Here is a 23012-nt window from a genome sequence, read left to right as displayed (position 1 = left end):
CGTGCTGAACCGTGTCGTCGTCGCCCCCAGCGGCTTCAAGGAGTCCCTGTCCGCCCAGGCCGCCGCCGACGCCATCGCGGCGGGCGTCCGCCGGGTGCTGCCGGCCGCCGAGATCGACCGCATCCCGCTGGTCGACGGCGGCGAGGGCACGGCCGTCGCGCTGGCCGCGGCGACCGGCGGACGGCTGGTCGCGCTCCCCGCCACCGGCCCGGTCGGGGACGTCCTCGGCACCCATTTCGCGCTGCTCGGCACCCGGGACACGGCGGTGGTGGAGATGGCCGCGGTCGCCGGGCTGTCCCTGGTCCCCCGCGCCCTGCGCGACCCGGGCGCCACGACGACGTACGGCGTCGGCGAGCTGATCCGCGCCGCGCTCGGCACCGGGGTGCGGCGCGTCCTGGTCGGCTGCGGCGACTCGGGTACGTCCGACGGCGGCGCGGGCGCGCTCCAGGCGCTCGGGGCCCGGCTGCTGGACGCCGACGGCTTCGAACTCCCGCCCGGCGGGCGGGAGCTGACCCGCCTGGCCCGCGTCGACCCGTCCGGTCTGGACGCCCGCCTGAAGGACACCGAGCTGCTCGTCGCCTGCAACCCGTACAACGTGCTGTGCGGGGAGCGGGGCGTGGCCCGGGTGTTCGGCCCGCAGAAAGGGGCGACGCCCGCGCAGGTCGAGCACCTGTCGGCCGGCCTGGAGAACTGGGCGCGCGTCCTCACCCGCGACCTCGGCGTCACCGGCACCGACCTGCGCACCGGCCCCGGCACCGGCGCCTCGGGGGGCCTGGGCGCGGGGCTGGCCGCCGCCGGCGCCCGGCTGCTGCCCCGCTTCGACGTGCTCCTCGACCACCTCGACCTGGACGCCCGCCTGGCCCGCGCCGACCTGGTGCTCACCGCCGAGGGCGCCCTGGACCACCAGACACCGCGCGGCAAGGTACCGGCCGAGGTGGCCCGGCGGGCCAAGCTGTCCGGCCGTCCGGTCCTCGCCCTGGCCGGCACCCTCGGCCACGGCGCGCAGGAGGTGCCGGGAGTGGACGCCTGCCACGGCATCCTGCCCGCCCCGATGGCCCTGGCGGAGGCGCTGGTGCGGGCCGCGGAGCTCCTCACCGACGCCACGGAACGGGCGCTGCGGATGATCGTGCTGGGCGCACGCCTGCCGGGCCGGACGACAGCGCCGGTACGGGAGACTCAGGCAGCGGCGGCGGACGTGTCCGGCACGCAACGACCGTCCTCGGTGCGGTAGTTCCAGCGGGCGCCGTCGCTCACCAGCTCCTTGACGGCGTGCACGAACCGCTCGACGTGCTCGTCCGGGGTGCCCGCGCCGAAGCTGACCCGGATGGCGTTGAGGGACTTCTCCCCCGGAGCCGCCTCGGGGGCGCCGCACTCGCCCTGCGTCTGCGGGTCGCTGCCGAGCAGGGTGCGCACCAGCGGGTGGGCGCAGAACAGGCCGTCGCGCACGCCGATGCCGTACTCCGCGGACAGGGCGGCGGCGAAGTGGGAGCTGTTCCAGCCGTCGACGACGAAGGAGAGGACGCCGACGCGGGGGGCGTCGTCGCCGAAGAGGGACAGGACCCGGACCTCGGGCACCTCGGCGAGCCCTTCGCGGACCTTGCGGATCAGGTACTCCTCGCGGGCGACCAGCGTGTCGAACCCGGCCTCGGTGAGCGCCTTGCAGGCCGAGGCGATGGCGTAGGCGCCGATGACGTTGGGCGACCCGGCCTCGTGGCGGGCGGCGCTGTCGTGCCACTGCACGTCCACGCCGCCGTCCGCGCGCCGGCTGACGCTGCGGCTGGCACCGCCGCCCGCGAGGTACGGCTCGGCCTCGCGCAGCCAGTCGGCGCGGCCGGCGAGGACGCCGGAGCCGAAGGGGGCGTACAGCTTGTGCCCGGAGAAGGCGACCCAGTCGACGTCGAGGTCACGGACGTCGAGCGGGTGGTGCGGGGCGAGCTGGGCGGCGTCCAGCACGATCCGGGCACCGTGCGCGTGCGCGGCGGCGGCCAGCTCACGGACCGGCCACAGCTCGCCGGTGACGTTGGAGGCGCCGGTGACGCAGACCAGGGCGGGCCCGTAGGGCTCGCGGGCGGCGAGGGCGCGCTCCAGGGTCTCGACGGCCTCGGCCGGGGTGCGCGGGGCGTCCAGGTAGGTCACGTCCGCGTCCCGCCAGGGCAGCAGCGAGGCGTGGTGCTCGGTCTCGAAGACGAAGACCCGGCAGCCGGCCGGGAGGGCGGCGGCGAGCAGGTTCAGGGAGTCGGTGGTGGACCGGGTGAACACCACCTGGTCGGCGTCCCGGCAGCCGAGGAACTCGGCGACGGTCTTCCGGGCGTTCTCGAACAGGTCGGTCGACAGCTGCGAGAGGTACCCGGCGCCGCGGTGCACGCTGCCGTAGTACGGGGCGTAGGCGGCGACGTCGTCCCAGACCCGCTGGAGCGCGGGCGCACTGGCGGCGTAGTCGAGCGCGGCGTAGGTGACCTCGCCGCCGGTGACGAGCGGGACGGTGACATCCCGGCCCAGAACGGGCAGCGGGGCACAGACGGACTGGTCGGCGGCGACGGCGGAGACGGACATGGCGGTACTCCCGTGAAGGCAGAGGTCATCGCCACGCGAGCGCGCACGGCTCGAGCGTGGGACGGAAAGGAAAAGGGGATGCGGAGGCGGGGCTCTGCGGCCCTATCGCATTCGCTGATTCACGGGAGACTCCCTCGAACGACCCAGGACCCCTGGTTTCGCGAGGGGTCCGCGCTTGCCGTGAACCTTGCTGTCCACGACCTGGTCTTCACCCGGGGCACCCCGCCACGGACGGAGGGTTGCCGGACAGTCGGCCGGGGCCTCATGACTGTCACTCATGACCTGGGAAGGAACGTACGTGAAGTGATCGCCGCCCCGCAACCCGAGTCCGGATCGCGGGACGGACGTCACTGTCCCGGGCCGGGACCTACGCGTTGCTGGCGGCCACCCAGCGCTCCAGGGTCCGCCTGGCCGCGCCGGAGTCGATGGATTCGGCGGCCTGCTCCATGCCGGCCCGGATCCGCTCGGTCAGCGGTCCGTCGCCGGGCTTCAGGGCCACCAGGGCCGCCGCCGAGTTCAGCAGCACCGCGTCCCGGACGGGACCCGGCTCGCCGGCCAGCAGACGGCGGGCGACGTCGGCGTTGTAGGAGGCGTCGGCGCCGCGCAGCGCCTCGACCGGCACCAGTTCGAGGCCGACGTCCCGGGGGTCGAAGGTCTCCTCGGTCACCGTGCCGTCCCGCACGACCCAGACCCGGGAGGTGGAGGTCGTGGTCAGCTCGTCCAGGCCGTCGTCGCCGCGGAACACCAGCGAGGAGTTGCCGCGCTCGGCGAACACCCCCGCGATGATCGGGGCCATCCGGGGGTCGGCGACACCGACCGCCTGGGCCTTCACCTTCGCCGGATTGGTCAGCGGCCCGAGGAAGTTGAACACGGTCCGCACGCCCAGCTGGCCGCGCGCGGTCGCCACGTGACGCAGCGCGGGGTGGAACTTCACGGCGAAGCAGAAGGTGATCCCGGCCTCCCCGGCGACCTGGGCCACCCGCTTCGGGGTCAGCTCCAGATTGACCCCGAGCTTCTCCAGCACGTCGGACGCGCCGGACGCCGAGGAGGCGGCACGGCTGCCGTGCTTGACGACCTTCGCGCCGGTGCCGGCGATGACGATGGCCGACATGGTGGAGATGTTGACGGTCTTGGCGCCGTCGCCGCCGGTGCCGACGATGTCGACGGTCTCCCCGGGCACCTCGATGACGTGCGCGTGCTCGTACATCGACCGCACGCAGCCGGAGATCTCGTCGACGGTCTCGCCCTTGGCCCGCAGCGCCGTCGCGAACCCGGCGATCTGCACGTCGGTCGCCTCGCCGCGCATGATCAGGTCCATCGCCCAGGCGGTGTCGTCGACGGACAGGTCCCGGCCGTCCAGCAGCCCGTTCAGCAGGGCGGGCCAGGAGCGGCCCGCCGCGATGTCGCCTCCAGCGGGGGTCACAGCGCTCATGAGCCGCTCCTGATCGTGTGCATCGTGGAAAGGGAGTGTGGTCCCACCCTATCCAGCCCCCGGGCACGGCGAAGGGCCCCGTCCGCAGACCGGACGGGGCCCTTCGACCGTGGTGTGGCGACGCTGGAGGGTCAGTGGTGGCCGTGGCCGCTCGTGATCTCCTTGTACTCCTCGACGGTCGGCTTCGGAATCTGCGACTCCGGACCGTAGTACGCCTTGCTGAGCTTGGCGCGGAGCTTCTCCGAGCCCTTCGGCTTGCGCTCGACGCCGTTCTCGTCGACCGTCGGGCCGATCTCGGCCGGCTTGTACTGCTCGTGCGACGTGAGGGTGTGCAGCGCGCCCTGGCTGAGCGGCTCGTGCACCTCGATGAACTCACCGTGCGGCAGGCGCTTGATGATGCCGGACTCGCGTCCGTGCAGCACCTTGTCCTTGTCGCGGCGCTGAAGGCCGAGGCAGATCCGCTTGGTGATCACGAAGGCGATGACCGGGCCGACGAAGAACCCGATCCGGACGAACCAGGTGACCGCGTTGATCGACAGGTGGAAGTGCGTGGCGACGATGTCGTTGCCACCACCGATCAGCATGATGATGTACGCCGTCACCCAGGCGACGCCGATGGCCGTACGGGTCGGGGCGTTGCGCGGCCGGTCCAGGATGTGGTGCTCGCGCTTGTCGCCGGTCACCCACGACTCGATGAACGGGTAGACGGCGATGGCCGCGAGGAAGACACCGAAGATCAGCAGCGGGACGAACACACCCAGGACGAGCGTGTGACCCCAGAAGTTGATCTCCCAGCCGGGCATGGCACGGACGAGACCCTCGGCGAAGCCCATGTACCAGTCGGGCTGGGCTCCGGTCGACACCTGGTCGGGCCGGTACGGGCCGATGCTCCAGATCGGGTTGACCGACACGAGGCCGGCGACGGCCGCGATCACACCGAAGACCAGGAAGAAGAAGCCTCCGGCCTTGGCCATGTACACCGGCAGCAGCGGCATGCCGACGACGTTGTTGTTGGTCTTGCCGGGACCCGCGAACTGCGTGTGCTTGTGGTAGAAGACCAGGATCAGGTGGGCCACCATCAGGCCGAGCATGATGCCCGGCAGCAGCAGGATGTGGATCGAGTAGAACCGGGCCACGAAGTCGTGGCCGGGGAACTCCCCGCCGAACAGGAACATCGAGATGTACGTGCCGACGATCGGCACGGACAGGATCGCGCCCTGCGTGAAGCGGACACCGGTGCCGGAGAGCAGGTCGTCCGGGAGCGAGTAGCCGGTGAAACCGGTGAACATGCCGAGGACGAACAGCAGGAAGCCGAACAGCCAGTTGACCTCACGCGGCTTGCGGAACGCACCGGTGAAGAAGACGCGCATCATGTGCACGAACATGCCGGCGAGGAAGATGATCGCCGCCCAGTGGTGGATCTGCCGGATGAGCAGACCACCCCGGATGTCGAAGCTGATGTTCATCGTCGAGGCGTACGCCTCGCTCATCAGCTGGCCCTGCAGCGGCACGTACGAACCGTGGTACGTGACCTCGTTCATCGAAGGGTGGAAGAACAGCGTCAGATACACACCCGTGAGGATGATGATGATGAAGCTGTACATGCACACTTCGCCGAGCATGAACGACCAGTGGTCGGGGAAGATCTTGCGCATGTTGGCCTTGGCCAGGGAGTAGATCCCGAGCCGGCCGTCGGCCCAGTCGGCGACACGTTCGCCGGCCGGTGCCTTCCCGCGTGAGCGGGACTCGTTGGTCGCTGTCGTGCTCATCCGCGCTCCCAGAAAGCAGGACCGACGGGCTCTTCGAAGTCGCTGAGCGCCTCGAGATAGCCCTCGTCGTTCACGCCGATGCGCAGCTGCGGCAGGGCGTGACCGGCGGGACCGAAGATCACCCGGGCACCGTCGGAGAGGTCGAAGGTGGACTGGTGGCAGGGGCACAGCACGTGGTGCGTCTGCTGCTCGTACAGGGAGATCGGGCAGCCCACGTGGGTGCAGATCTTCGAGTACGCGACGATGCCCTCGTGCGACCACTCGAGCTCGCGCTTGTCCTTGATGTTCTCCGGCTGGATCCGGACGATCATCAGGGCGGCCTTGGCGATCTCGTTCTGGAATTCCTCGTCGTGCTCCTCCAGGCCCTCGGGCTTGGCGAAGGTCAGCGAGCCGACGGCGACGTCGGAGGGACGCAGCGGCTCGTTGGTGTTCATGTTGACGAGCAGCTTGCCCTTGGACCACAGGGTGTGGCGGAGCTTGGTGCCGGGCAGCGGGCCGAGGTCACGCAGCAGGACGACACCGGAGAGCGGCACCAGGGTGAGCGCGCCCAGCATCGTGTTGCGGATCAGCTTGCGGCGCCCGATCACGGACTCCTTGGCACCCTGCTTGAAGTCCGCGTGGACCTTGGCACGGACCTCGGGGGACGCCTCGATCGGGTGACGCTCGTCGGCGACCTCCTCGTCGGACATCAGGGTGCGCGCCCAGTGGACGGCGCCCGCACCGATCGTGAACAGCGCCACGCCCAGCGTCAGGCCGAGCGCGAAGTTCATCGCGTTGACGTGCCCGAACGGGAAGACGTAGATCGACTTGTCGTGCGGGATCGCCACGAACGAGGCGATGAAGCCGGCGGTGGCCAGCATCGACAAGGTGAACAGGAACGCGACCGCGCGCTCGGACCGCTTGGCGGCCCGCTCGTCGATGTCCTGGATCCGGTGCTCGTGGGGCGGCAGCCCCGGGTCGGCGAACGGGTGGTCCTCGTCCGCGACCTTCACCGCACCGTGCGGGGTGCCCTGCTCAGCAGGCAGGTTCTCTTCTGGAATGTCTTGGCTACTCATGACTTCTTGGCCTTTGCGGTCCGGGCGGCGACCCACACGGCGACGGCGATGCAGGCACCGAGGCCGAAGATCCAGCCGAAGAGGCCCTCGCTGACCGGCCCGAGGCCGCCCAGCGACAGACCGCCGGGGCTGACGGTCTCGTCACCGTTGACCGCGTTCAGGTAGGCGATGATGTCCTTCTTGTTCTGCTCCGACATGGTCGTGTCGGGGAAGGAGGGCATGTTCTGCGGGCCGGTCTGCATGGCCTCGTAGATGTGCTTCGGGTCGACACCCTCGAGGCTGGGCGCGTACTTGCCGTGCGTCAGCGCGCCGCCCTTGCCGGTGAAGTTGTGGCACTGGGCGCAGTTGGTGCGGAACAGTTCACCGCCCTTGGCGATGTCCGCGCCCTCCGGGCCGTACTTCTCCTCCGTCGGGATGGCCGGACCGGCACCCAGCGAGGCGATGTAGGCCGCCAGCTGGTCGATCTCGGCCTGCGAGTAGAGGTTCGGCTTGTCCGGGACCTGCGCGCCCGGCTGCTGGGCCGGCATACGCCCGGTGGCCACCTGGAAGTCGACGGCGGCGGCGCCGACGCCGACCAGGCTCGGACCGTCGGTGGTGCCCTGACCCCCGGTGCCGTGGCAGCTGGCGCAGCCGACGGCGTAGAGCTTCTTGCCCTCGTCGATGGCGAGGGACTGGGCGGATTCATCGGCCTGCGCCTTGCCCGCGGGCGCGAACGCGGCGTACAGCCCCCCGGTGCATGCCAGCGCGAGGAGTAGGACGACGAGCGCCGCCAGCGGATGGCGTCGTCGTGCGGAGAGCTTTTTCACGGATTACCCCGGTGTCAGGATCTTCTGCGTCGATGCTTCTGGTATTGCGCGGGTGCTTGCCGCGACTACTTGATCATGTAGATCGTGGCGAAGAGGCCGATCCAGACGACATCGACGAAGTGCCAGTAGTAGGACACGACGATGGCCGCGGTCGCCTGCTCGTGGGTGAACCTCCGGGCCGCGTAGGTGCGGCCGAGGACCAGCAGGAAGGCGATGAGGCCGCCCGTCACGTGCAGTCCGTGGAAGCCGGTGGTCAGGTAGAACACCGAGCCGTACGGGTCCGACGAGAGCGAGAGGCCCTCGTGCTTGACCAGCTCGGTGTACTCGAACACCTGACCGCCGATGAAGATCGCACCCATCACGAAGGTGACGATGAACCACATCCTGAGCTTCTTCACGTCACCGCGCTCGGCGGCGAACACGCCGAGCTGACAGGTGAGGGAGGAGAGCACCAGGATCGTGGTGTTCGTCGCGGAGAACGGGAAGTTCAGCGCGTCGGCCTTCTCGGACCAGAAGTCCGGGCCGGTCACCGATCGCAGGGTGAAGTACATCGCGAAGAGGGCCGCGAAGAACATCAGCTCGGAACTCAACCAGATGATGGTTCCGACGCTGGTGAGGTTCGGCCGGTTGACCGACGGGTGCGCGTGCCCGGTTTCTACTGTCGTTGCTGTCGCCACGACCGACATTATGTCGGTCGCTTATCCCGCCCTCACCCCGGGGGGTGCCGTTCGGTGTGTTCGCCCCCTCTGTAGTGCCCGTATGGCCCATCGAACGGCCCGTCGAAGCCGTGTCCGAACCAGTGTTGACGGGCTGTTCAAGGGAGTAGCATCCGGCGCAACGGGCACGACAGTCTCCACCGCGTATCGGAGGAAGCATGCAGGCGACCGCCACGGTGCTGGTCTACAGCGACGACTCCAACACCCGCGAACAGGTGCGGCTCGCGACCGGTCGCCGGCCGGCTCCGGACGTGCCCGTGGTCGAGTTCGTGGAGTGCGCGACCCCGGCCGCCGTCATCAGGGAGCTGGACAAGGGCGGGATCGACGTCTGCGTCCTGGACGGCGAGGCCGTCCCCATGGGCGGCATGGGCCTGTGCCGGCAGATCAAGGACGAGATCTTCCACTGCCCGCCGGTGCTGCTGCTCATCGCCCGGCCGCAGGACGCCTGGCTGGCCACCTGGAGCCGTGCGGAGGCCGCTGTGGCGTCGCCGGTGGAGCCGGTGGAGTTCGCGGGTGCGCTGGCTTCGCTGCTGCGGGAGAAGAGGCTGCAGGGCGTTTAAGGGCGCCTCAGGGGGCGGGGGTGCGGGCTGCTCGGCGGCCGCGGCGCCGTCGTGGTTGCTCGCGCCCGCGCGGCGCAGCCGCATATCGACACAGCCCCGCGCCCCTTTCGGGGCGCGGCCCCCAGCGGCGTTTTCACACGCTCTCCGGTCGCAGGCGGGCCTGCTCTCCCGTACCGGCGCCGTTGGCCGCGCCGCCCGTGAGGGCGCTGCCCTGGCGCCACTTGGTCCAGTCCAGGTTCCAGTCGCCGAAGCCGTTACCGAAGGGCTCCATGGTCTCGCCGTCCGAGTTGATCACCTGGACGACGTCGCCCTCCTGGACCTCGCCGAAGAACCACTCGGCGTTGTCGGTGCTCATGCCGACGCAGCCGTGGCTGACGTTGGCGGAGCCCTGGGAGCCGACGGACCAGGGGGCAGCGTGCACGTACTCGCCGCTCCAGGTGACCCGGGTGGCGAAGTACACCGGCAGGTCGTAGGACTCCGACGAGCCCTCGGCGATGCCGACGGTGGTGCTGCGCATGCGTACGAAGGGCTCCTTGCCCAGCACGACCTTGACGCCGTTGCGGGTCTCGAAGCCGGGCTTGCCCGTGGTGACGGGGACCTGCCGGACCTCCTCACCGTCCCGGTAGACCGTCAGGGTGTGCGTGGAGGCGTCGGTGACGGCGACGACGCGGTCGTCCGTGGTGATGGTCAGGGACTTGGCCTTCCCGCCCCACATCCGGTCACCGATCTTGATGCCGTCGAGGTTGCTGCGGACCTGGACGGTGGCGTGGGCGGGCCAGTACTCCTGGGGCCGGTAGTGGAGCTTCTTGTCGTCCACCCAGTACCAGGCGCCCTGCACCGCGGGCGTCGACTGCACCTTCAGGGCGCGCTCCACCACGGCCCGCTGGGCCTTGTCCGCGACCGGCTGGCTCAGTTCGGCCGTGATGGGCTGGCCGACGCCGTACGCGCCCGCCTTGGGCCCGAAGGTGACGTCCAGCGTCTTCTTGGTGGTGGGCTTGCCGGTCTCGAAGGTGAGGACCTTGCGGCCGGGTGCGCCGTCGCCGTCCTCGGTGCTGACGCGCACCGTGTAGCGGGCGCCTGCGGCCAGCGGGGAGGTGCTGTGCCAGCGGGACCCGTCGGCGGAGAGTTCGCCCGCCACGTAGCGTCCCGCGGCGTCCACGGCCGTGACGTCCGTGATGCGCCCGTCGGCGCCCTCGGCGACGACCTCCAGGGGCTTGTCCGGGTCGGCCTTCTTCCCGGCGTCCGTGGGGCCGTTGAAGGAGATCTGGCCGGCCGCGTCGTAGGGCGTGGCCGACAGCGGGTTGTCGTCGCCCGTGCAGGCGGTGACGCTCACGCCGAGAGCGATCACCAGCAGGGTGCAGCCGACGACCGTACGCCCCCGCGCCTGGAAGTGAACCGTGTTGCTCATGCCCTCACGCTAGGGAGCGACGTCAAGGGCGGCACGGTGGGTAATCCGGACGAGTGACCGGGGTACGGCAGACGAAGGGGCCCGGACGCTCCTGACGGAGTGTCCGGGCCCCTGTGCGCTCAGCGCGTGTTACTGGGTGCGGTTCTCACCGCGGTAGTACTCGAAGACCCAGCCCCACAGGCCGACCAGGATGACCGGCAGCGAGAAGTACATGATCCACCAGCCGACGGCCACGCCCAGGAAGGCGAGGGCTCCGCCGATGCCGAGGGCCAGCGGCTGCCAGCTGTGCGGGCTGAAGAACCCGACCTCGCCGGCGTCGTCGGCGACGTCCGCTTCCTTGTTGTCCTGCGCCCCGACGTCGACCCGCTTGGCCGTGAAGGCCAGGTAGAAGCCGATCATGAGGCACAGGGCGAAGGCCAGGAAGAGGGCCGTGGCGCCGGCCGGCTCCTTCGCCCACACGCCGTACGTGACGGCGACGGCGAGGATGAAGAGGCTCAGCCAGAGGAAAATCTTGCCCTGGATCTTCACTTGCCGGCCTCCTTGCCGCCAGCGAGGGTCTTTTCACCGTGACCGACGTTCTCGAGCTGGTCGAGCGCGGAGATCTCCGGGTGGTGCAGGTCGAACGCCGGGGATTCGCTGCGGATGCGCGGCAGGGTGAGGAAGTTGTGCCGCGGCGGCGGGCAGGAGGTCGCCCACTCGAGCGAGCGGCCGTAGCCCCACGGGTCGTCCACGCCGACCGGCTTGCCGTACTTGGCCGTCTTCCAGATGTTGTAGAAGAACGGCAGGATCGACATGCCGAGCAGGAACGAGGCGATCGTCGAGACCGTGTTCAGGGCGGTGAAGCCGTCGGCCGCCAGGTAGTCGGCGTAGCGACGCGGCATGCCCTCGGCGCCCAGCCAGTGCTGGACCAGGAAGGTGCCGTGGAAGCCGACGAACAGCGTCCAGAAGGTGATCTTGCCGAGGCGCTCGTCGAGCAGCTTGCCGGTGAACTTCGGCCACCAGAAGTGGAAGCCGGCGAACATCGCGAAGACCACGGTGCCGAAGACGACGTAGTGGAAGTGCGCCACCACGAAGTACGAGTCGGAGACGTGGAAGTCCATCGGCGGCGAGGCCAGGATGACGCCGGTCAGACCACCGAAGGTGAAGGTGATCAGGAAGCCGATCGTCCACAGCATCGGCGTCTCGAAGGACAGACTGCCCTTCCACATGGTGCCGATCCAGTTGAAGATCTTCACACCGGTCGGGACCGCGATCAGGAACGTCATGAACGAGAAGAACGGCAGCAGCACACCACCGGTCACGTACATGTGGTGCGCCCACACGGTCACCGACAGACCCGCGATCGCGATGGTGGCCGCGATCAGGTTCATGTAACCGAACATCGGGCGGCGGCTGAAGACCGGGATGATCTCACTGACGATGCCGAAGAACGGCAACGCGATGATGTACACCTCTGGATGCCCGAAGAACCAGAACAAGTGTTGCCACAGCAACGCTCCGCCGTTGGCCGAGTCGAAGACGTGCGCACCGAACTTGCGGTCCGCCTCCAGCGCGAACAGGGCCGCGGCCAGCACCGGGAAGGCCAGCAGGACCAGCACACCGGTCAGCAGGACGTTCCAGGTGAAGATCGGCATGCGGAACATCGTCATGCCGGGGGCACGCATGCAGATGATCGTGGTGATGAAGTTGACCGAGCCGAGGATGGTGCCGAAGCCGGAGAAGGCCAGACCCATGATCCACAGGTCACCGCCGATACCCGGCGAGTGCACCGCGTCGGACAGCGGCGAGTAGGCGAACCAGCCGAAGTCGGCCGCACCCTGCGGGGTGAGGAAGCCGCCCACCGCGATGGTCGAGCCGAACAGGTACAGCCAGTAGGCGAACATGTTCAGCCGGGGGAAGGCCACGTCCGGCGCGCCGATCTGGAGCGGCATGATCCAGTTGGCGAATCCGGCGAACAGCGGCGTCGCGAACATCAGCAGCATGATCGTGCCGTGCATCGTGAACGCCTGGTTGAACTGCTCGTTCGACATGATCTGCAGACCCGGGCGGGCCAGCTCGGCGCGCATGAAGAGCGCCATCACACCGCCGATGCAGAAGAACGCGAACGACGTGACCAGGTACAGCGTACCGATCGTCTTGTGGTCCGTGGTGGTCAGCCACTTGACGACCACTTCACCACGCCTCTGGCGCCGGACCGGCAGCTCGTCCTCGTAGTGGGACCCTGCCGCGGCACCCTGGGGTTCGTTGAGGATGCTCACAGGTTGTTCGTCTCCCGGTTCTTCTCGTGGCTCGTCTGCGCGATGCCGGCGGGAACGTAACCGGTCTGCCCCTTCTTCGCGAGGTCCTGGAGGTGCTGCTCATAGCGCTCCGGGGAGACGACCTTCACGTTGAACAGCATCCTGGAGTGGTCCACGCCGCACAGCTCGGCGCACTTGCCCAGGAAGGTGCCCTCCTTGTTGGGGGTCACCTCGAAGGCGTTGGTGTGGCCCGGAATGACGTCCTGCTTCATCAGGAACGGCACCACCCAGAAGGAGTGGATGACGTCGCGCGAGGTCAGCACGAAGCGGACCGTCTTGCCCTTGGGAAGCCAGAGGGTCGGGCCCGGGTTGTTGGTCTGCGGGTTCCGCGTTCCGGGGGTGCCGCAGTCGTAGACACCGCCGGCGTTCGCCGGGAAGTCCTCCTTGAACCGGTTCGGAATCGCTTCCAGTTCCTTGGAGGTCTGGGCGTCACCGGTGGAACCGGCGACGTCCTCGATGTGGTTGAAGCACCAGCTCCACTGGAAGCCGACCACGTTCACCGTGACGTCGGGCTTCTTCTTGAGGCTCAGGAGCTCGGACTCGTCACGAGCGGTGAAGTAGAACAGCACCGAGACGATGATGAGCGGAACCATGGTGTACAGCGCCTCGATGGGCATGTTGTACCTGGTCTGCGGAGGAACTTCGACCTTGGTGCGGCTGCGCCGGTAGAAGAATGCACACCACAGGATCAGGCCCCACGTCAGCACGCCGACGGCGAGCGCGGCGGCCCACGAACCCTGCCACAGGGAGAGGATCCGCGGAGCCTCTTCCGTGGTCGGGGTGGGCATGCCAAGGCGGGGAAAGTCCTTGTATGTGCAACCGGTGGCGGTCGCCAGGACCAGGCCCGCGGTCAGTGCCTGCAGCAGCTTCCGCCGCATCGGGCGCCGCGGCGAGCGGTCGGAGCCGTTGGGACTCACGTAGCGCCTTCCCGAGAGTCTCGCCCGCGCTGTTCGGCTGCGGCCTTCTCGCTGGTCGGTCGCCGCCCTGCGTCGGGCAGGGGTTTGATGTTTATGCGGACCAAACCCTAGCCGACGCCCTCCGGGGGGTCGCGGGGAGGGTGGCATACGCGCCGGGGGTCACTCTTTAAGGGTGGGACGAGGGCCTACGGAGGTGGGAGCTGCGGTTGTTCGGCGGCTGACGGTGCGTCGTGGTGGTGCGCGCCCACGCGGCGGAGCCGCATGTCGGACACAGCCCCGCACCCCTTCGGGGCGCATCGGCACGGGACGTCATAGCGTTGCTGTGTGGCCTACTTCGATGCTGCTTCCGCTGCTCCCCTTCATCCCGTCGCCCGGCAGGCCCTGTTGGCCTCGCTCGACGAGGGGTGGGCCGATCCTGCCCGGCTCTACCGGGAAGGGCGGCGGGCCCGTCTGCTGCTCGATGCCGCCCGGGAGGCCGCCGCCGAGGCGGTGGGGTGCCGGGCGGACGAGTTGGTGTTCACCCCTTCGGGGACGCGGGCGGTGCACGCGGGGGTGGCCGGAGCGCTGGCGGGACGGAGGCGCGTCGGAGGCCACCTGATCGTGTCAGCGGTCGAACACTCCTCCGTGCTGCACGCTGCCGAGGTCCACGAGCAGAGCGGCGGCACCGTCACCCAGGTCCCCGTGGACCGGACGGGGAGGGTCGACCCGGCGGCGTACGCGGCGGCCCTGGGCGGCGACACCGCGCTGGCCTGTCTCCAGTCGGCCAACCACGAGGTGGGCACCGAGCAGCCGGTGGCGGAGGTGGCGGAGGCCTGCCGGGCGGCGGGGGTGCCGCTGCTGGTGGACGCGGCCCAGTCGCTGGGCTGGGGGAAGGTGGCGGGCGACTGGTCGCTGCTCGCGGCGAGCGCCCACAAGTGGGGCGGGCCGTCGGGGGTCGGGCTGCTGGTCGTGCGCAAGGGTGTGCGGTTCGCGCCGCAAGGGCCCGGGGACGAGCGGGAGTCGGGCCGGGCGCCCGGTTTCGAGAACCTCCCGGCGATCGTGGCCGCGGCGGCGTCGCTGCGGGCGGTGCGGGCCGAGGCGGCCGAGGAGGCGGCCCGGCTGCGCGAGCTGACGGAGCGGATCCGGGCACGGGTGCCGGCGCTGGTGCCGGACGTGGAGGTGGTCGGCGATCCGGGGCGCCGGCTGCCCGGCGTCGTCACCTTCTCGTGTCTCTATGTCGACGGGGAGACCTTGCTGCACGAGCTGGACCGGGCGGGTTTCTCGGTCTCGTCGGGCTCGTCCTGCACGAGCAGCACCCTGACGCCGAGCCACGTCCTGAGGGCGATGGGCGTGCTCAGCGAGGGCAACGTCCGGGTGTCCCTGCCGCCGGGGACATCCGCCGAGGACGTCGAACGGTTCCTGGAGGTGCTGCCGGGCACGGTGGCCGCGGTCCGGGAGAAGCTGGGGGCGCCGACGGGGACGGAGGCCGTCCGGGAGACGGCGGCCGACCTCGTCGTGGACGCGATCGGCCGCCGCTGCCCCATCCCGGTGATCGAACTGGCCAAGGTCATCGGCGACGTCCCCGTCGGCGGCACGGTCCGCGTCCTGTCCGACGACGAGGCGGCCCGCCTGGACATCCCGGCGTGGTGCGAGATGCGGGGGCAGGAGTACATCGGCGAGGAGCAGGCGGAAGAGGCAACGGCGTACTTGGTCCGCCGGACCAGCTGACCCACCCAGGGGCGCGGGGCTGTACCGACATGCGGCTACCGCCGGGTGTGCGCGACCAGCCCCCGCACACCCGCACCCGACGACGCACCTCCGGGGCAGCCCCGTAGTCGCCCCGCTCAGGACGTCAGCGCAGGTGCGCCTGCACCTCGACGGCGGCCTCGTCCCCGTACGCCTTGGTGAACCGCTCCATGAAGTGCCCGCGCCGCAGCTGGTACTCCTGCGTGCCCACCGTCTCGATGACCAGCGTGGCGAGCATGCAGCCGACCTGGGCCGCCCGCTCCAGCGACACGCCCCACGCCAGCCCCGACAGGAACCCCGCGCGGAAGGCGTCGCCGACGCCCGTGGGATCGGCCTTGCGCTCCTCGTCCGGGACGCCGACCTCGATGGTCGCCTCGCCGGCCCGCTCGATCCGCACGCCCCGTGCGCCGAGGGTGGTGATGCGGTGGCCGACGCGGCCGAGGATCTCCTCGTCCGTCCAGCCGGTCTTGGTCTCGATGAGCCCCTTCTCGTACTCGTTGGAGAAGAGGTAGGTCGCCCCGTCCAGCAGTATCCGGATCTCGTCGCCGTTCATCCGGGCGATCTGCTGGGAGAAGTCGGCGGCGAAGGGGATGGAGCGGGCGCGGCACTCCTCGGTGTGGCGGAGCATCGCCTCGGGGTCGTCGGCGCCGATGGAGACCAGGTCGAGGCCGCCCACGCGGTCGGCGACGGTCTTGAGCTCGATGAGGCGGGCCTCGCTCATCGCGCCCGTGTAGAAGGAGCCGATCTGGTTGTGGTCGGCGTCGGTCGTGCAGACGAAGCGGGCGGTGTGCAGCGTCTCGGAGATGCGCACCGAGTCGGTGTCGACGCCGTGCCGCTCCAGCCAGGCGCGGTACTCGTCGAAGTCGGAGCCCGCGGCGCCGACCAGGACCGGGCGGGTGCCGAGCTGGCCCATGCCGAAGGCGATGTTCGCGGCGACACCGCCGCGGCGCACGTCGAGCTTGTCCACCAGGAAGGAGAGCGAGACCGTGTGCAGCTGGTCCGCGACGAGCTGGTCGGAGAAGCGGCCGGGGAAGGTCATGAGGTGGTCGGTGGCGATGGAGCCGGTGACTGCGATGCGCACGGCGTGGACTCTCTCCTGCGGGGAGGCGGGGTTGACAGTTCACGCTACCCGGCGGTGCGCCGTCTCCGAAGCAGGCGAAACTACCCGATAGTAGAACTTCCTACGCCGTCCGGAACGTGCCTACGGTTCCCTTATGACGAACCCGAAGACCGTCGCACCCGCCCCGGCCGACCTGGAGGGCGATCTGGCGTCGCTGCGCGGCGACTGCGCCCGGATGGCTCCCCGCTGGTCACCGCCCGTACGGGTGTCCGCCCGCCCCGTCCCCCTGTCGATGATCCACGGCGTGCGGGTGCCGGGGGCGTCGGCCCGGTTGCTGGAGGCGATGGAGGACTACGGCGACTAGGACCCGCCCGTCCGGCACTCCCGCGGCCGTTCAGGTGACACGAGCCGCCGAGGGGAACCGGATCCTCACCCACCGCGTCCCATCGCTGTCCCCAGTAACAGCCGAAGGAGCGATGCGGTGAACAGCGAGCGACCCGACAACGACGACGCCCCCGCCGCCGACGAGGCCGGCACCGGGCGTCCCGAGCGGCGGCGTCCCCCGGCGGTCGTCGTCGCGTCCGTCGCCGCTGCCGTGCTGCTCGTGGGGGCGGGCGGGGCCTATGTGGCCACGTCCGCCTCCGGTGGCGGCTCGGACGGCGGTACGTCATCGGGGGCGCCGGGCGACGACACTCCCCCGCCGCTCCCCCTCGACGGGTACCGGGCACCGCCCCCCGGTGGCCCGGACGGCGGCGACACGAACGGCATCGCGCCCGGCGAGCCCAACCCGTACGGCGTCACCTACCGCGCCGACGGCCCGCTCCCCGAGGGACCCGGCTCGGCGCCCGTGTACCGGGCGAAGGGCGAGGTCGGCGAGGCGGAGGTGGCCCGCCTGGCGAAGGCCCTCGGCATCGAGGGGGCGCCGCGGCTCCAGGGCGGGGCCTGGAAGGCCGGAAACGCCGGGGACGGTGCGGGCCCGCTGCTCACGGTGAGCCGGCAGGCGCCGGGCACCTGGACGTTCCAGCGCTACACGCCCGGCACCGACAACTGCAAGAAGGGCGCCGTGTGCAAGGCGCCGTCGGCCGACGGGACACCGGTGAGCGAGACGGCCGCGAAGGAGGCGGCGGCGCCGGTGCTGAAGGCGCTGGGCCAGGACGACGCCAAGCTGGACGCGAGCCAGGTCATGGGTGCCCGGCGGGCCGTGAACGCCGAACCCGAGGTCGGCGGGCTGCCGACGTACGGCTGGACGACCGGCGTGGTCGTCGGCGCGCGGGGCGAGGTGGTCGGCGGCAGCGGCCGGCTGGCGGCGCCGGTCAAGGGGGACACGTACCCGGTCCTGGACGCGAAGGAGACCCTGGCGCTGCTGAACTCGCCGGGCGGCGGCCCCCGGGCCGGCATCGGCGGCTGCGCGGGGCCGGTGCCGCTGGAGGAGGGCGCGCGGGAGGTGCCGTGCGAGCCGTCGACGGCGACGGGCGCGCCCGGGACGGAGAAGCCGGGGACCTCCGACCGGCCCGACCGGCAGACGATCACGGTCCGGGACGCGGTGTTCGGGCTGGCCGCGCATCCGGTGCGCGGGCGGCAGACGCTGGTGCCGTCCTGGCTGTTCGAGGTGCGCGCGCCGGGCACCGCGGACACCTTCACGGTGACGTACCCGGCGGTCGACCCGAAGTACCTGACCTCCCCCGCCCCGTCCCCGTCCGACGGGCCGGCCTCGGCACCGGCGTCGCCCCAGGACGTGCGGGTGAGCGGCTGGACGGCTGCGGGCACCGAGCTGACCGTGCACTTCAGCGGCGGGGTGTGCTCCGACTACGACGCGACGGCGAAGGAGGACGCGGGGCGGGTGACGGTCACGGTGACCGAGACCCCGCATCCGGACCGGATCTGCATCCTGATCGCCAAGGAGTACGAGCGGACGGTGACGCTCGACAAGCCGCTCGGCGACCGGCAGGTCGTGGGGACGGACGGCAAGGAGATCCCGGCGTTCAAGCCCGGCGCGCGGCTTCCGGCACCGTCCGGGGACCGCTGACGCCCACCGCGTCGGCTGAGAAGAGCGACTGAAAAGAGCGGCTGAAAAGCCGAAAAGGGGCGGCGGCCCGGGGAGAACCCCGGGCCGCCGCCCTTCGCACGGTGCCGCGCGGCTCAGCTGAAGGAGTCGCCGCAGGCGCAGGAGCCCGTCGCGTTCGGGTTGTCGATCGTGAAGCCCTGCTTCTCGATCGTGTCCACGAAGTCGATGGTGGCGCCGCCCAGGTACGGGGCGCTCATGCGGTCGGTGGTGACCTTGACCCCGCCGAAGTCCTTCACGACGTCGCCGTCGAGCGAGCGCTCGTCGAAGAAGAGCTGGTAGCGCAGGCCGGAGCAGCCGCCGGGCTGGACGGCGACGCGCAGCGCCAGGTCGTCACGGCCTTCCTGGTCGAGCAGGGCCTTGACCTTGGCCGCGGCGGCGTCGGTCAGGATGATGCCGTCGGTGACGGTGGTGGTCTCGTCCGATACGGACATCTACATCTCTCCCGGGTTGTACGGAGACTGCTTGCCGACGGTTCCAACCGACGGGGCCGCGGATTCATTCCGGGACGGACCCGTGGTGTGCTCCTCGGCCTTCTCTTCATGCTCGCACATGCCCCGGAGCGCGGACAGCGGCTCGGGGACCGGGATTCACGTCACATCGACATGAGGGGCATCGTCAAAGTGACGTGAAGCGGTTATGATATATAGCGTCAGTTAGACGAAAAGTAGAAAGGGTGCGTGTCGTGACCACCGCCCAGCCCCAGGAGCTCGACGTGCAGCCGACGCCCCTCGCCCTGTTGCTGCTCGGCCGCGAGGCCGACCCGAGGAGCGAGCGCGGCGTGGAGTGCCCCGGCGACCTGCCCTCGCCCTCCGACCCGGACCTGGTCGCGCGCGCCCGTGCGGCCAAGGAGAAGCTCGGGGACAAGGTCTTCGTCCTCGGTCACCACTACCAGCGCGACGAGGTCATCCAGTTCGCGGACGTCACGGGCGACTCCTTCAAGCTGGCCCGGGACGCCGCCGCGCGCCCCGAGGCCGAGTACATCGTCTTCTGCGGCGTGCACTTCATGGCGGAGTCGGCGGACATCCTGACCTCCGACGACCAGAAGGTGGTCCTGCCCGACCTCGCGGCCGGCTGTTCCATGGCGGACATGGCCACCGCCGAGCAGGTCGCCGAGTGCTGGGACGTGCTGACCGAGGCCGGGATCGCCGAGCAGGTCGTGCCCGTCTCCTACATGAACTCCTCGGCGGACATCAAGGCGTTCACCGGCAAGCACGGCGGCACCATCTGCACCTCCTCCAACGCCGAGCGGGCCCTGAACTGGGCCTTCGAGCAGGGCGAGAAGGTGCTGTTCCTGCCCGACCAGCACCTCGGCCGCAACACCGCGGTGCGCGACATGGGCATGTCCCTGGAGGACTGCGTCCTCTACAACCCGCACAAGCCGAACGGCGGGCTGACGGCCGAGGAGCTGCGCGCCGCGAAGATGATCCTGTGGCGCGGTCACTGCTCGGTGCACGGCCGCTTCAGCCTGGACTCGGTGAACGACGTGCGCGAGCGCATCCCGGGCGTGAACGTCCTGGTCCACCCCGAGTGCCGGCACGAGGTCGTGGCCGCGGCGGACTACGTCGGTTCGACCGAGTACATCATCAAGACCCTGGAGGCGGCCCCGGCCGGTTCCAAGTGGGCGATCGGCACCGAACTGAACCTGGTCCGTCGGCTGGCGAACCGTTTCGCTTCCGAGGGCAAGGAGATCGTCTTCCTCGACAAGACGGTCTGCTTCTGCTCGACGATGAACCGGATCGACCTGCCGCACCTGGTCTGGGCGCTGGAGTCCCTCGCCGAGGGCACCCTGGTCAACCGGATCGAGGTCGACAAGGAGACCGAGGCGTTCGCGAAGCTGGCGCTGGAGCGGATGCTGGCGCTGCCGTAGCCTCCGCCGTCCGGGCCGGCTCGCCGGCCCGGACGCGCCGGCGGCCGGCCCCTCCCTGGTTCAGGCGGGGTGACCGCAGAAGGGCGCGGAGATGCTCAGTCCGCCGTCGACCACCAGGTTCTGGCCGGTGATGTACTCGGCGGCGGGCGACAGCAGGAAGTCCACGGCGTCGGCCACCTCCCGCGGTGAGCCGGCCCGGCCCTTGGGGATGTGCGGCACGATGTCGCCGTCCGTCAGGCCCGTGGCGCCGAGGTAGTGGTCCAGGGAGTCCGTCCGGATCATCCCGCCGGTCACCGCGTTCACGTTGACGCCCCGGGGGGCCAGCTCGGCGGCGAAGTAGCGCACCCACGCCTCCAGGGCCGCCTTCTGCGCCCCGATGGCGGCGTAGCCGGGCATGGCGCGTCCGGCGGCGAGCGAGGAGACGGCCACGATCCGGCCGCCCCGGTCCATCAGGCGGACGGCGTGCTGGGCGGCGACCACGAAGGACTGGGAGTTCATGGCGTGGCTGCGGGCGAGATGGCGCAGCTCCACCTGGTCGACGCTCTTGGCGGGGCCCGCCGCGGCGTTGGCCACCAGGTGGTCGAGGCGGCCGTGCCGGCGCTCGACGAAGTCGAACAGCTCCGCCACCGCCTCGGGGTCCTCCACGTCCGCGCGGTACACGCTGCCCTCGCCGCCGGCCTTCTCGACCTCCTCCAGCGCGGTCCGCGCCGCCTCCTCGTCCCGCTTGTAGTTGATCACCACGTGGCCGCCGCGGCGGGCGAGCGCGCACGCCACCGCCCGCCCGATGCCCCGGGAGGCCCCGGTGACGAGGCTGACCTCGTGCGGTGCGTCCGTCTCGGGATGCGTCATGCCGCCCCCGCCAGACCGGCGCCGAAGTCCTCCGGCGCGCACCAGCGCAGCACGGTCCCGCCGTAGCTCATGCCCGAGCCGAACGACACCAGGAGGACGTCGTCGCCCGGCCGCAGCCGGCCGCCGTCCACGGCGTCCACGAGGGCCAGGATCACGCTGGACCCACTGGTGTTGCCGAAACGGTCCGCCACCACGACGGCCTTCGACTCCGGCTGGCCCAGCTCGCGGACCACCCTGCGCAGCAGCGTCGGGTTGGCCTGGTGGGTGACGATGAGGTCGACGTCGTCCAGCGTGGTGCCGGCCGCCTTGACCACCTGCTCCGCGAAGTCGGGCACCACGTCCAGGGCGAAGTCGCGTACGCCCCTGCCGTCCATGCGCATGTAGTTGGGGCCGCTGAAGCGGTTGGGCAGGCCGCCGGGCGGGTCCTGACGCTCCGTGAAGGCGACGTCGTACAGCTCCGGTTTGGTGCGCATCAGCGTGGGGCCGATGCCGCTGCCCTCCCGGCACGCCTCCAGCAGGTAGCAGCCGGCGCCGTCCCCGAAGATGGCGTGTCCCGTGCGGTCCTCGGGGTCCAGGCACTGGGCGACCGTGTCGGCGATGACGACGGCGACCCGGTGGTAGTCCCCGGAGCGGATGTACTTCACGCCCACGTCCAGGGCGAAGACCCCGCCCGCGCAGCCTCCGGCGTTCACGTCGAAGCCCCGGATGTCGTACAGGCCCGCCTTGCGCAGCACGGCCGCCGCCATGGCGGGGAGCATGTGGTCGGGTGTCCCCGTGCAGCAGATGACCAGGTCGATGGTCCCGGGATCGATGTCGGCGCGCGTGCAGGCGTCCCGGAGTGCCTCGACCGCCAGGTCGGAGGTCAGCTGGCCGGGCCGGGCCACCCGGCGCGTGTGAATTCCCAGCTTTTCCCGGATCCATTCGTCGCTGGTGTCGAAGCGGGCGACGACATCCGCGTTCGACACTTCCAGGTCGGGGACGTAACGTCCTATCGACCGAATTCCCACGGGCATCGGAGACGAATTTCGCACCGTCCGCACACTCCTTACGTCATTTGCGATATCGTGGGCAATCCCAAGAAATGCTTGCCGTATTCGGGCCGCTCGACCACTATGGAATCGCCGCTACCGCGGTTTCCGCTTTCTTCCGAGGAAAGGCCTGCCATGCCTCGTCCCGTCGCTCTTGTCACCGGTGGAACCTCGGGTCTGGGTCTCGCGACCGCCGAGCGGCTGCTCGCCGACGGCGTGCGGCCGGTGCTGCTCGGACGCTCCCGCGAGCGAGGCGAGCAGGCGGTGCGGCGGCTGGGTCCCGAGGCCGTCTTCGTGGCCGGGGACGTGGCCGCGGAGGGCGACGTCGAGCGGGCCGTCGGCGTCGCGGCCGAGCGCGGGGTGCTCCGGGCCGTGGTGAACTGCGCCGGACGGGCGCACGCGGCGCGGGTCGTGGGCCGCTCGGGCCCGCACTCGCTCAAGGAGTTCGCCGACGTGGTCGAGTCGAACCTGGTGGGCACCTTCAACGTGGTGCGCCTGGCCGCCGAGCTGATGGCCCGCAACGAACCCGTGGACGGGGAGCGGGGAGTCATCGTCAACACCGCCTCCATAGCCGCCTTCGACGGTCAGACCGGACAGGCCGCCTACGCCGCCTCCAAGGCCGGGGTGGCGGGCATGACCCTGCCGCTGGCCAGGGATCTCGGCGGGGTCCTGATCCGGGTGGTCACGGTGGCTCCGGGCCTGTTCGACACTCCGGCGGCCGAGGTCCTGCCCGACGACAAGAGGGCCGCGCTGGCCGGTGTCGTACCGCATCCGCGCAGGTGGGGCCGAGCGGAGGAGTTCGCCGAGCTGGTGGTCCACATCCTCGCCAACCGCATGATCAACGGTGAGACCATCCGGCTGGACGGCGGTCTGCGGCTGCCGTCCCGCTGAGCGCGGCCCGCCGC

Annotated in this window: 21 protein-coding genes and 1 riboswitch; of the genes, 7 read left to right on the top strand and 14 right to left on the bottom strand. The window is 70.6% G+C overall.

The annotated features are described in order from the left end of the window. Position 1: 1 nt before the first annotated feature. A complete protein-coding gene (locus tag IEZ05_RS02030) occupies positions 2 to 1231 on the top strand; it encodes a glycerate kinase (protein ID WP_189228195.1) in 1230 nt (409 codons plus the stop codon). On the opposite strand, the gene IEZ05_RS02025 is transcribed toward IEZ05_RS02030, so the two are convergent. From IEZ05_RS02025 to ctaE, 6 genes are all read right to left on the bottom strand, one after another. Next, on the bottom strand, positions 1177 to 2553 hold the full coding sequence (locus IEZ05_RS02025; protein WP_189228194.1) for an aminotransferase class V-fold PLP-dependent enzyme: 1377 nt from the start codon (positions 2551 to 2553) through the stop codon (positions 1177 to 1179). The two genes, IEZ05_RS02030 and IEZ05_RS02025, sit on opposite strands and share 55 nt — an antisense overlap. A gap of 166 nt (positions 2554 to 2719) precedes the next feature. After that, positions 2720 to 2836, bottom strand: a riboswitch (SAM riboswitch). 84 nt (positions 2837 to 2920) lie between these two features. Then, positions 2921 to 3985 carry an anthranilate phosphoribosyltransferase gene (gene trpD / locus IEZ05_RS02020; RefSeq protein ID WP_189228193.1) on the bottom strand — a complete coding sequence of 355 codons (1065 nt, stop codon included), beginning with the start codon at positions 3983 to 3985 and terminating at the stop codon, positions 2921 to 2923. A 131-nt stretch (positions 3986 to 4116) separates the two neighbouring features. After that, positions 4117 to 5754, bottom strand: coding sequence for a cytochrome bc1 complex cytochrome b subunit (qcrB, locus tag IEZ05_RS02015; RefSeq protein WP_189228192.1), 1638 nt, complete (start codon positions 5752 to 5754; stop codon positions 4117 to 4119). Continuing rightward, complete coding sequence (qcrA, locus tag IEZ05_RS02010; protein ID WP_189228191.1) at positions 5751 to 6809, bottom strand: cytochrome bc1 complex Rieske iron-sulfur subunit; 1059 nt, start codon at positions 6807 to 6809, stop codon at positions 5751 to 5753. The genes qcrB and qcrA overlap by 4 nt, the downstream gene beginning before the upstream one ends. Continuing rightward, a complete protein-coding gene (gene qcrC, locus IEZ05_RS02005) occupies positions 6806 to 7615 on the bottom strand; it encodes a cytochrome bc1 complex diheme cytochrome c subunit (RefSeq protein WP_189228190.1) in 810 nt (269 codons plus the stop codon). The genes qcrA and qcrC overlap by 4 nt, the downstream gene beginning before the upstream one ends. A gap of 65 nt (positions 7616 to 7680) precedes the next feature. Then, a complete protein-coding gene (ctaE, locus tag IEZ05_RS02000) occupies positions 7681 to 8301 on the bottom strand; it encodes an aa3-type cytochrome oxidase subunit III (protein ID WP_029393865.1) in 621 nt (206 codons plus the stop codon). 188 nt (positions 8302 to 8489) lie between these two features. Between ctaE and IEZ05_RS01995 the strand changes: the two genes are divergently transcribed. Continuing rightward, entirely contained in the window at positions 8490 to 8891 is a 402-nt protein-coding gene (locus IEZ05_RS01995; protein WP_189228189.1) for a response regulator, read from the top strand. 133 nt (positions 8892 to 9024) lie between these two features. On the opposite strand, the gene IEZ05_RS01990 is transcribed toward IEZ05_RS01995, so the two are convergent. From IEZ05_RS01990 to ctaC, 4 genes are all read right to left on the bottom strand, one after another. Continuing rightward, positions 9025 to 10299 carry a L,D-transpeptidase gene (locus tag IEZ05_RS01990; protein WP_189228188.1) on the bottom strand — a complete coding sequence of 425 codons (1275 nt, stop codon included), beginning with the start codon at positions 10297 to 10299 and terminating at the stop codon, positions 9025 to 9027. Between the two features lie 129 nt (positions 10300 to 10428). Next, positions 10429 to 10827 (bottom strand): cytochrome c oxidase subunit 4, encoded by a 399-nt coding sequence (locus tag IEZ05_RS01985; RefSeq protein WP_189228187.1) that lies wholly within the window; start codon positions 10825 to 10827, stop codon positions 10429 to 10431. Next, positions 10824 to 12557, bottom strand: a complete 1734-nt coding sequence (ctaD, locus tag IEZ05_RS01980) for an aa3-type cytochrome oxidase subunit I (protein WP_189228186.1) — start codon at positions 12555 to 12557, stop codon at positions 10824 to 10826. Before ctaD ends, IEZ05_RS01985 begins: the two co-directional genes overlap by 4 nt. After that, positions 12554 to 13513: an aa3-type cytochrome oxidase subunit II gene (ctaC, locus tag IEZ05_RS01975; RefSeq protein WP_189228185.1), complete on the bottom strand. Its 960-nt coding sequence runs from the start codon at positions 13511 to 13513 to the stop codon at positions 12554 to 12556. The genes ctaD and ctaC overlap by 4 nt, the downstream gene beginning before the upstream one ends. 324 nt (positions 13514 to 13837) lie before the next feature. Between ctaC and IEZ05_RS01970 the strand changes: the two genes are divergently transcribed. Beyond that, the gene (locus IEZ05_RS01970) at positions 13838 to 15220 is read left to right on the top strand and encodes a cysteine desulfurase/sulfurtransferase TusA family protein (RefSeq protein WP_189228184.1); all 1383 of its coding nucleotides are present in this window, start codon (positions 13838 to 13840) and stop codon (positions 15218 to 15220) included. Positions 15221 to 15344: 124 nt separating this feature from the next. Here IEZ05_RS01970 and IEZ05_RS01965 read toward each other — a convergent pair whose 3' ends face one another. Next, the gene (locus IEZ05_RS01965; RefSeq protein ID WP_189228183.1) at positions 15345 to 16319 is read right to left on the bottom strand and encodes a carbohydrate kinase family protein; all 975 of its coding nucleotides are present in this window, start codon (positions 16317 to 16319) and stop codon (positions 15345 to 15347) included. A gap of 133 nt (positions 16320 to 16452) precedes the next feature. Here IEZ05_RS01965 and IEZ05_RS01960 point away from each other — a divergent pair, with 133 nt between their 5' ends. After that, a complete protein-coding gene (locus IEZ05_RS01960) occupies positions 16453 to 16662 on the top strand; it encodes a hypothetical protein (protein WP_189228182.1) in 210 nt (69 codons plus the stop codon). Between the two features lie 117 nt (positions 16663 to 16779). Next, positions 16780 to 18324: a hypothetical protein gene (locus IEZ05_RS01955; protein WP_189228181.1), complete on the top strand. Its 1545-nt coding sequence runs from the start codon at positions 16780 to 16782 to the stop codon at positions 18322 to 18324. 113 nt (positions 18325 to 18437) lie between these two features. Here IEZ05_RS01955 and IEZ05_RS01950 read toward each other — a convergent pair whose 3' ends face one another. Next, on the bottom strand, positions 18438 to 18794 hold the full coding sequence (locus IEZ05_RS01950) for an iron-sulfur cluster assembly accessory protein (RefSeq protein ID WP_030405042.1): 357 nt from the start codon (positions 18792 to 18794) through the stop codon (positions 18438 to 18440). A 251-nt stretch (positions 18795 to 19045) separates the two neighbouring features. Between IEZ05_RS01950 and nadA the strand changes: the two genes are divergently transcribed. Continuing rightward, entirely contained in the window at positions 19046 to 20230 is a 1185-nt protein-coding gene (gene nadA, locus IEZ05_RS01945; RefSeq protein ID WP_189228180.1) for a quinolinate synthase NadA, read from the top strand. A 60-nt stretch (positions 20231 to 20290) separates the two neighbouring features. On the opposite strand, the gene IEZ05_RS01940 is transcribed toward nadA, so the two are convergent. After that, the gene (locus tag IEZ05_RS01940; RefSeq protein WP_189228179.1) at positions 20291 to 21079 is read right to left on the bottom strand and encodes an SDR family oxidoreductase; all 789 of its coding nucleotides are present in this window, start codon (positions 21077 to 21079) and stop codon (positions 20291 to 20293) included. Further along, the gene (locus tag IEZ05_RS01935) at positions 21076 to 22092 is read right to left on the bottom strand and encodes a 3-oxoacyl-ACP synthase III family protein (RefSeq protein WP_189228178.1); all 1017 of its coding nucleotides are present in this window, start codon (positions 22090 to 22092) and stop codon (positions 21076 to 21078) included. Before IEZ05_RS01935 ends, IEZ05_RS01940 begins: the two co-directional genes overlap by 4 nt. A gap of 150 nt (positions 22093 to 22242) precedes the next feature. On the opposite strand from IEZ05_RS01935, the gene IEZ05_RS01930 reads away from it, so the two are divergent. Next, positions 22243 to 22998: an SDR family NAD(P)-dependent oxidoreductase gene (locus IEZ05_RS01930; RefSeq protein ID WP_189228177.1), complete on the top strand. Its 756-nt coding sequence runs from the start codon at positions 22243 to 22245 to the stop codon at positions 22996 to 22998. The last annotated feature ends 14 nt before the right edge of the window (positions 22999 to 23012 follow it).

It is taken from the genome of Streptomyces flaveolus, from assembly GCF_014648815.1.
In the GTDB taxonomy this organism is placed as follows: Bacteria; Actinomycetota; Actinomycetes; order Streptomycetales; family Streptomycetaceae; genus Streptomyces; species Streptomyces flaveolus.
Note: the sequence above shows the minus strand (reverse complement) of the source record. Positions and strands in the feature narration are given on the sequence as shown.

Excerpts from the sequence above, each read along its gene's own strand:
- IEZ05_RS02025 (WP_189228194.1), bottom strand. The coding sequence starts at position 2,553 with ATGTCCGTCTCCGCCGTCGCCGCCGACCAGTCCGTCTGTGCCCCGCTG.
- trpD (WP_189228193.1), bottom strand. The coding sequence starts at position 3,985 with ATGAGCGCTGTGACCCCCGCTGGAGGCGACATCGCGGCGGGCCGCTCC.
- qcrB (WP_189228192.1), bottom strand. The coding sequence starts at position 5,754 with ATGAGCACGACAGCGACCAACGAGTCCCGCTCACGCGGGAAGGCACCG.
- qcrA (WP_189228191.1), bottom strand. The coding sequence starts at position 6,809 with ATGAGTAGCCAAGACATTCCAGAAGAGAACCTGCCTGCTGAGCAGGGC.
- ctaE (WP_029393865.1), bottom strand. The coding sequence starts at position 8,301 with ATGTCGGTCGTGGCGACAGCAACGACAGTAGAAACCGGGCACGCGCAC.
- IEZ05_RS01995 (WP_189228189.1), top strand. The coding sequence starts at position 8,490 with ATGCAGGCGACCGCCACGGTGCTGGTCTACAGCGACGACTCCAACACC.
- IEZ05_RS01990 (WP_189228188.1), bottom strand. The coding sequence starts at position 10,299 with ATGAGCAACACGGTTCACTTCCAGGCGCGGGGGCGTACGGTCGTCGGC.
- IEZ05_RS01960 (WP_189228182.1), top strand. The coding sequence starts at position 16,453 with ATGACGAACCCGAAGACCGTCGCACCCGCCCCGGCCGACCTGGAGGGC.
- IEZ05_RS01950 (WP_030405042.1), bottom strand. The coding sequence starts at position 18,794 with ATGTCCGTATCGGACGAGACCACCACCGTCACCGACGGCATCATCCTG.
- IEZ05_RS01940 (WP_189228179.1), bottom strand. The coding sequence starts at position 21,079 with ATGACGCATCCCGAGACGGACGCACCGCACGAGGTCAGCCTCGTCACC.
- IEZ05_RS01935 (WP_189228178.1), bottom strand. The coding sequence starts at position 22,092 with ATGCCCGTGGGAATTCGGTCGATAGGACGTTACGTCCCCGACCTGGAA.
- IEZ05_RS01930 (WP_189228177.1), top strand. The coding sequence starts at position 22,243 with ATGCCTCGTCCCGTCGCTCTTGTCACCGGTGGAACCTCGGGTCTGGGT.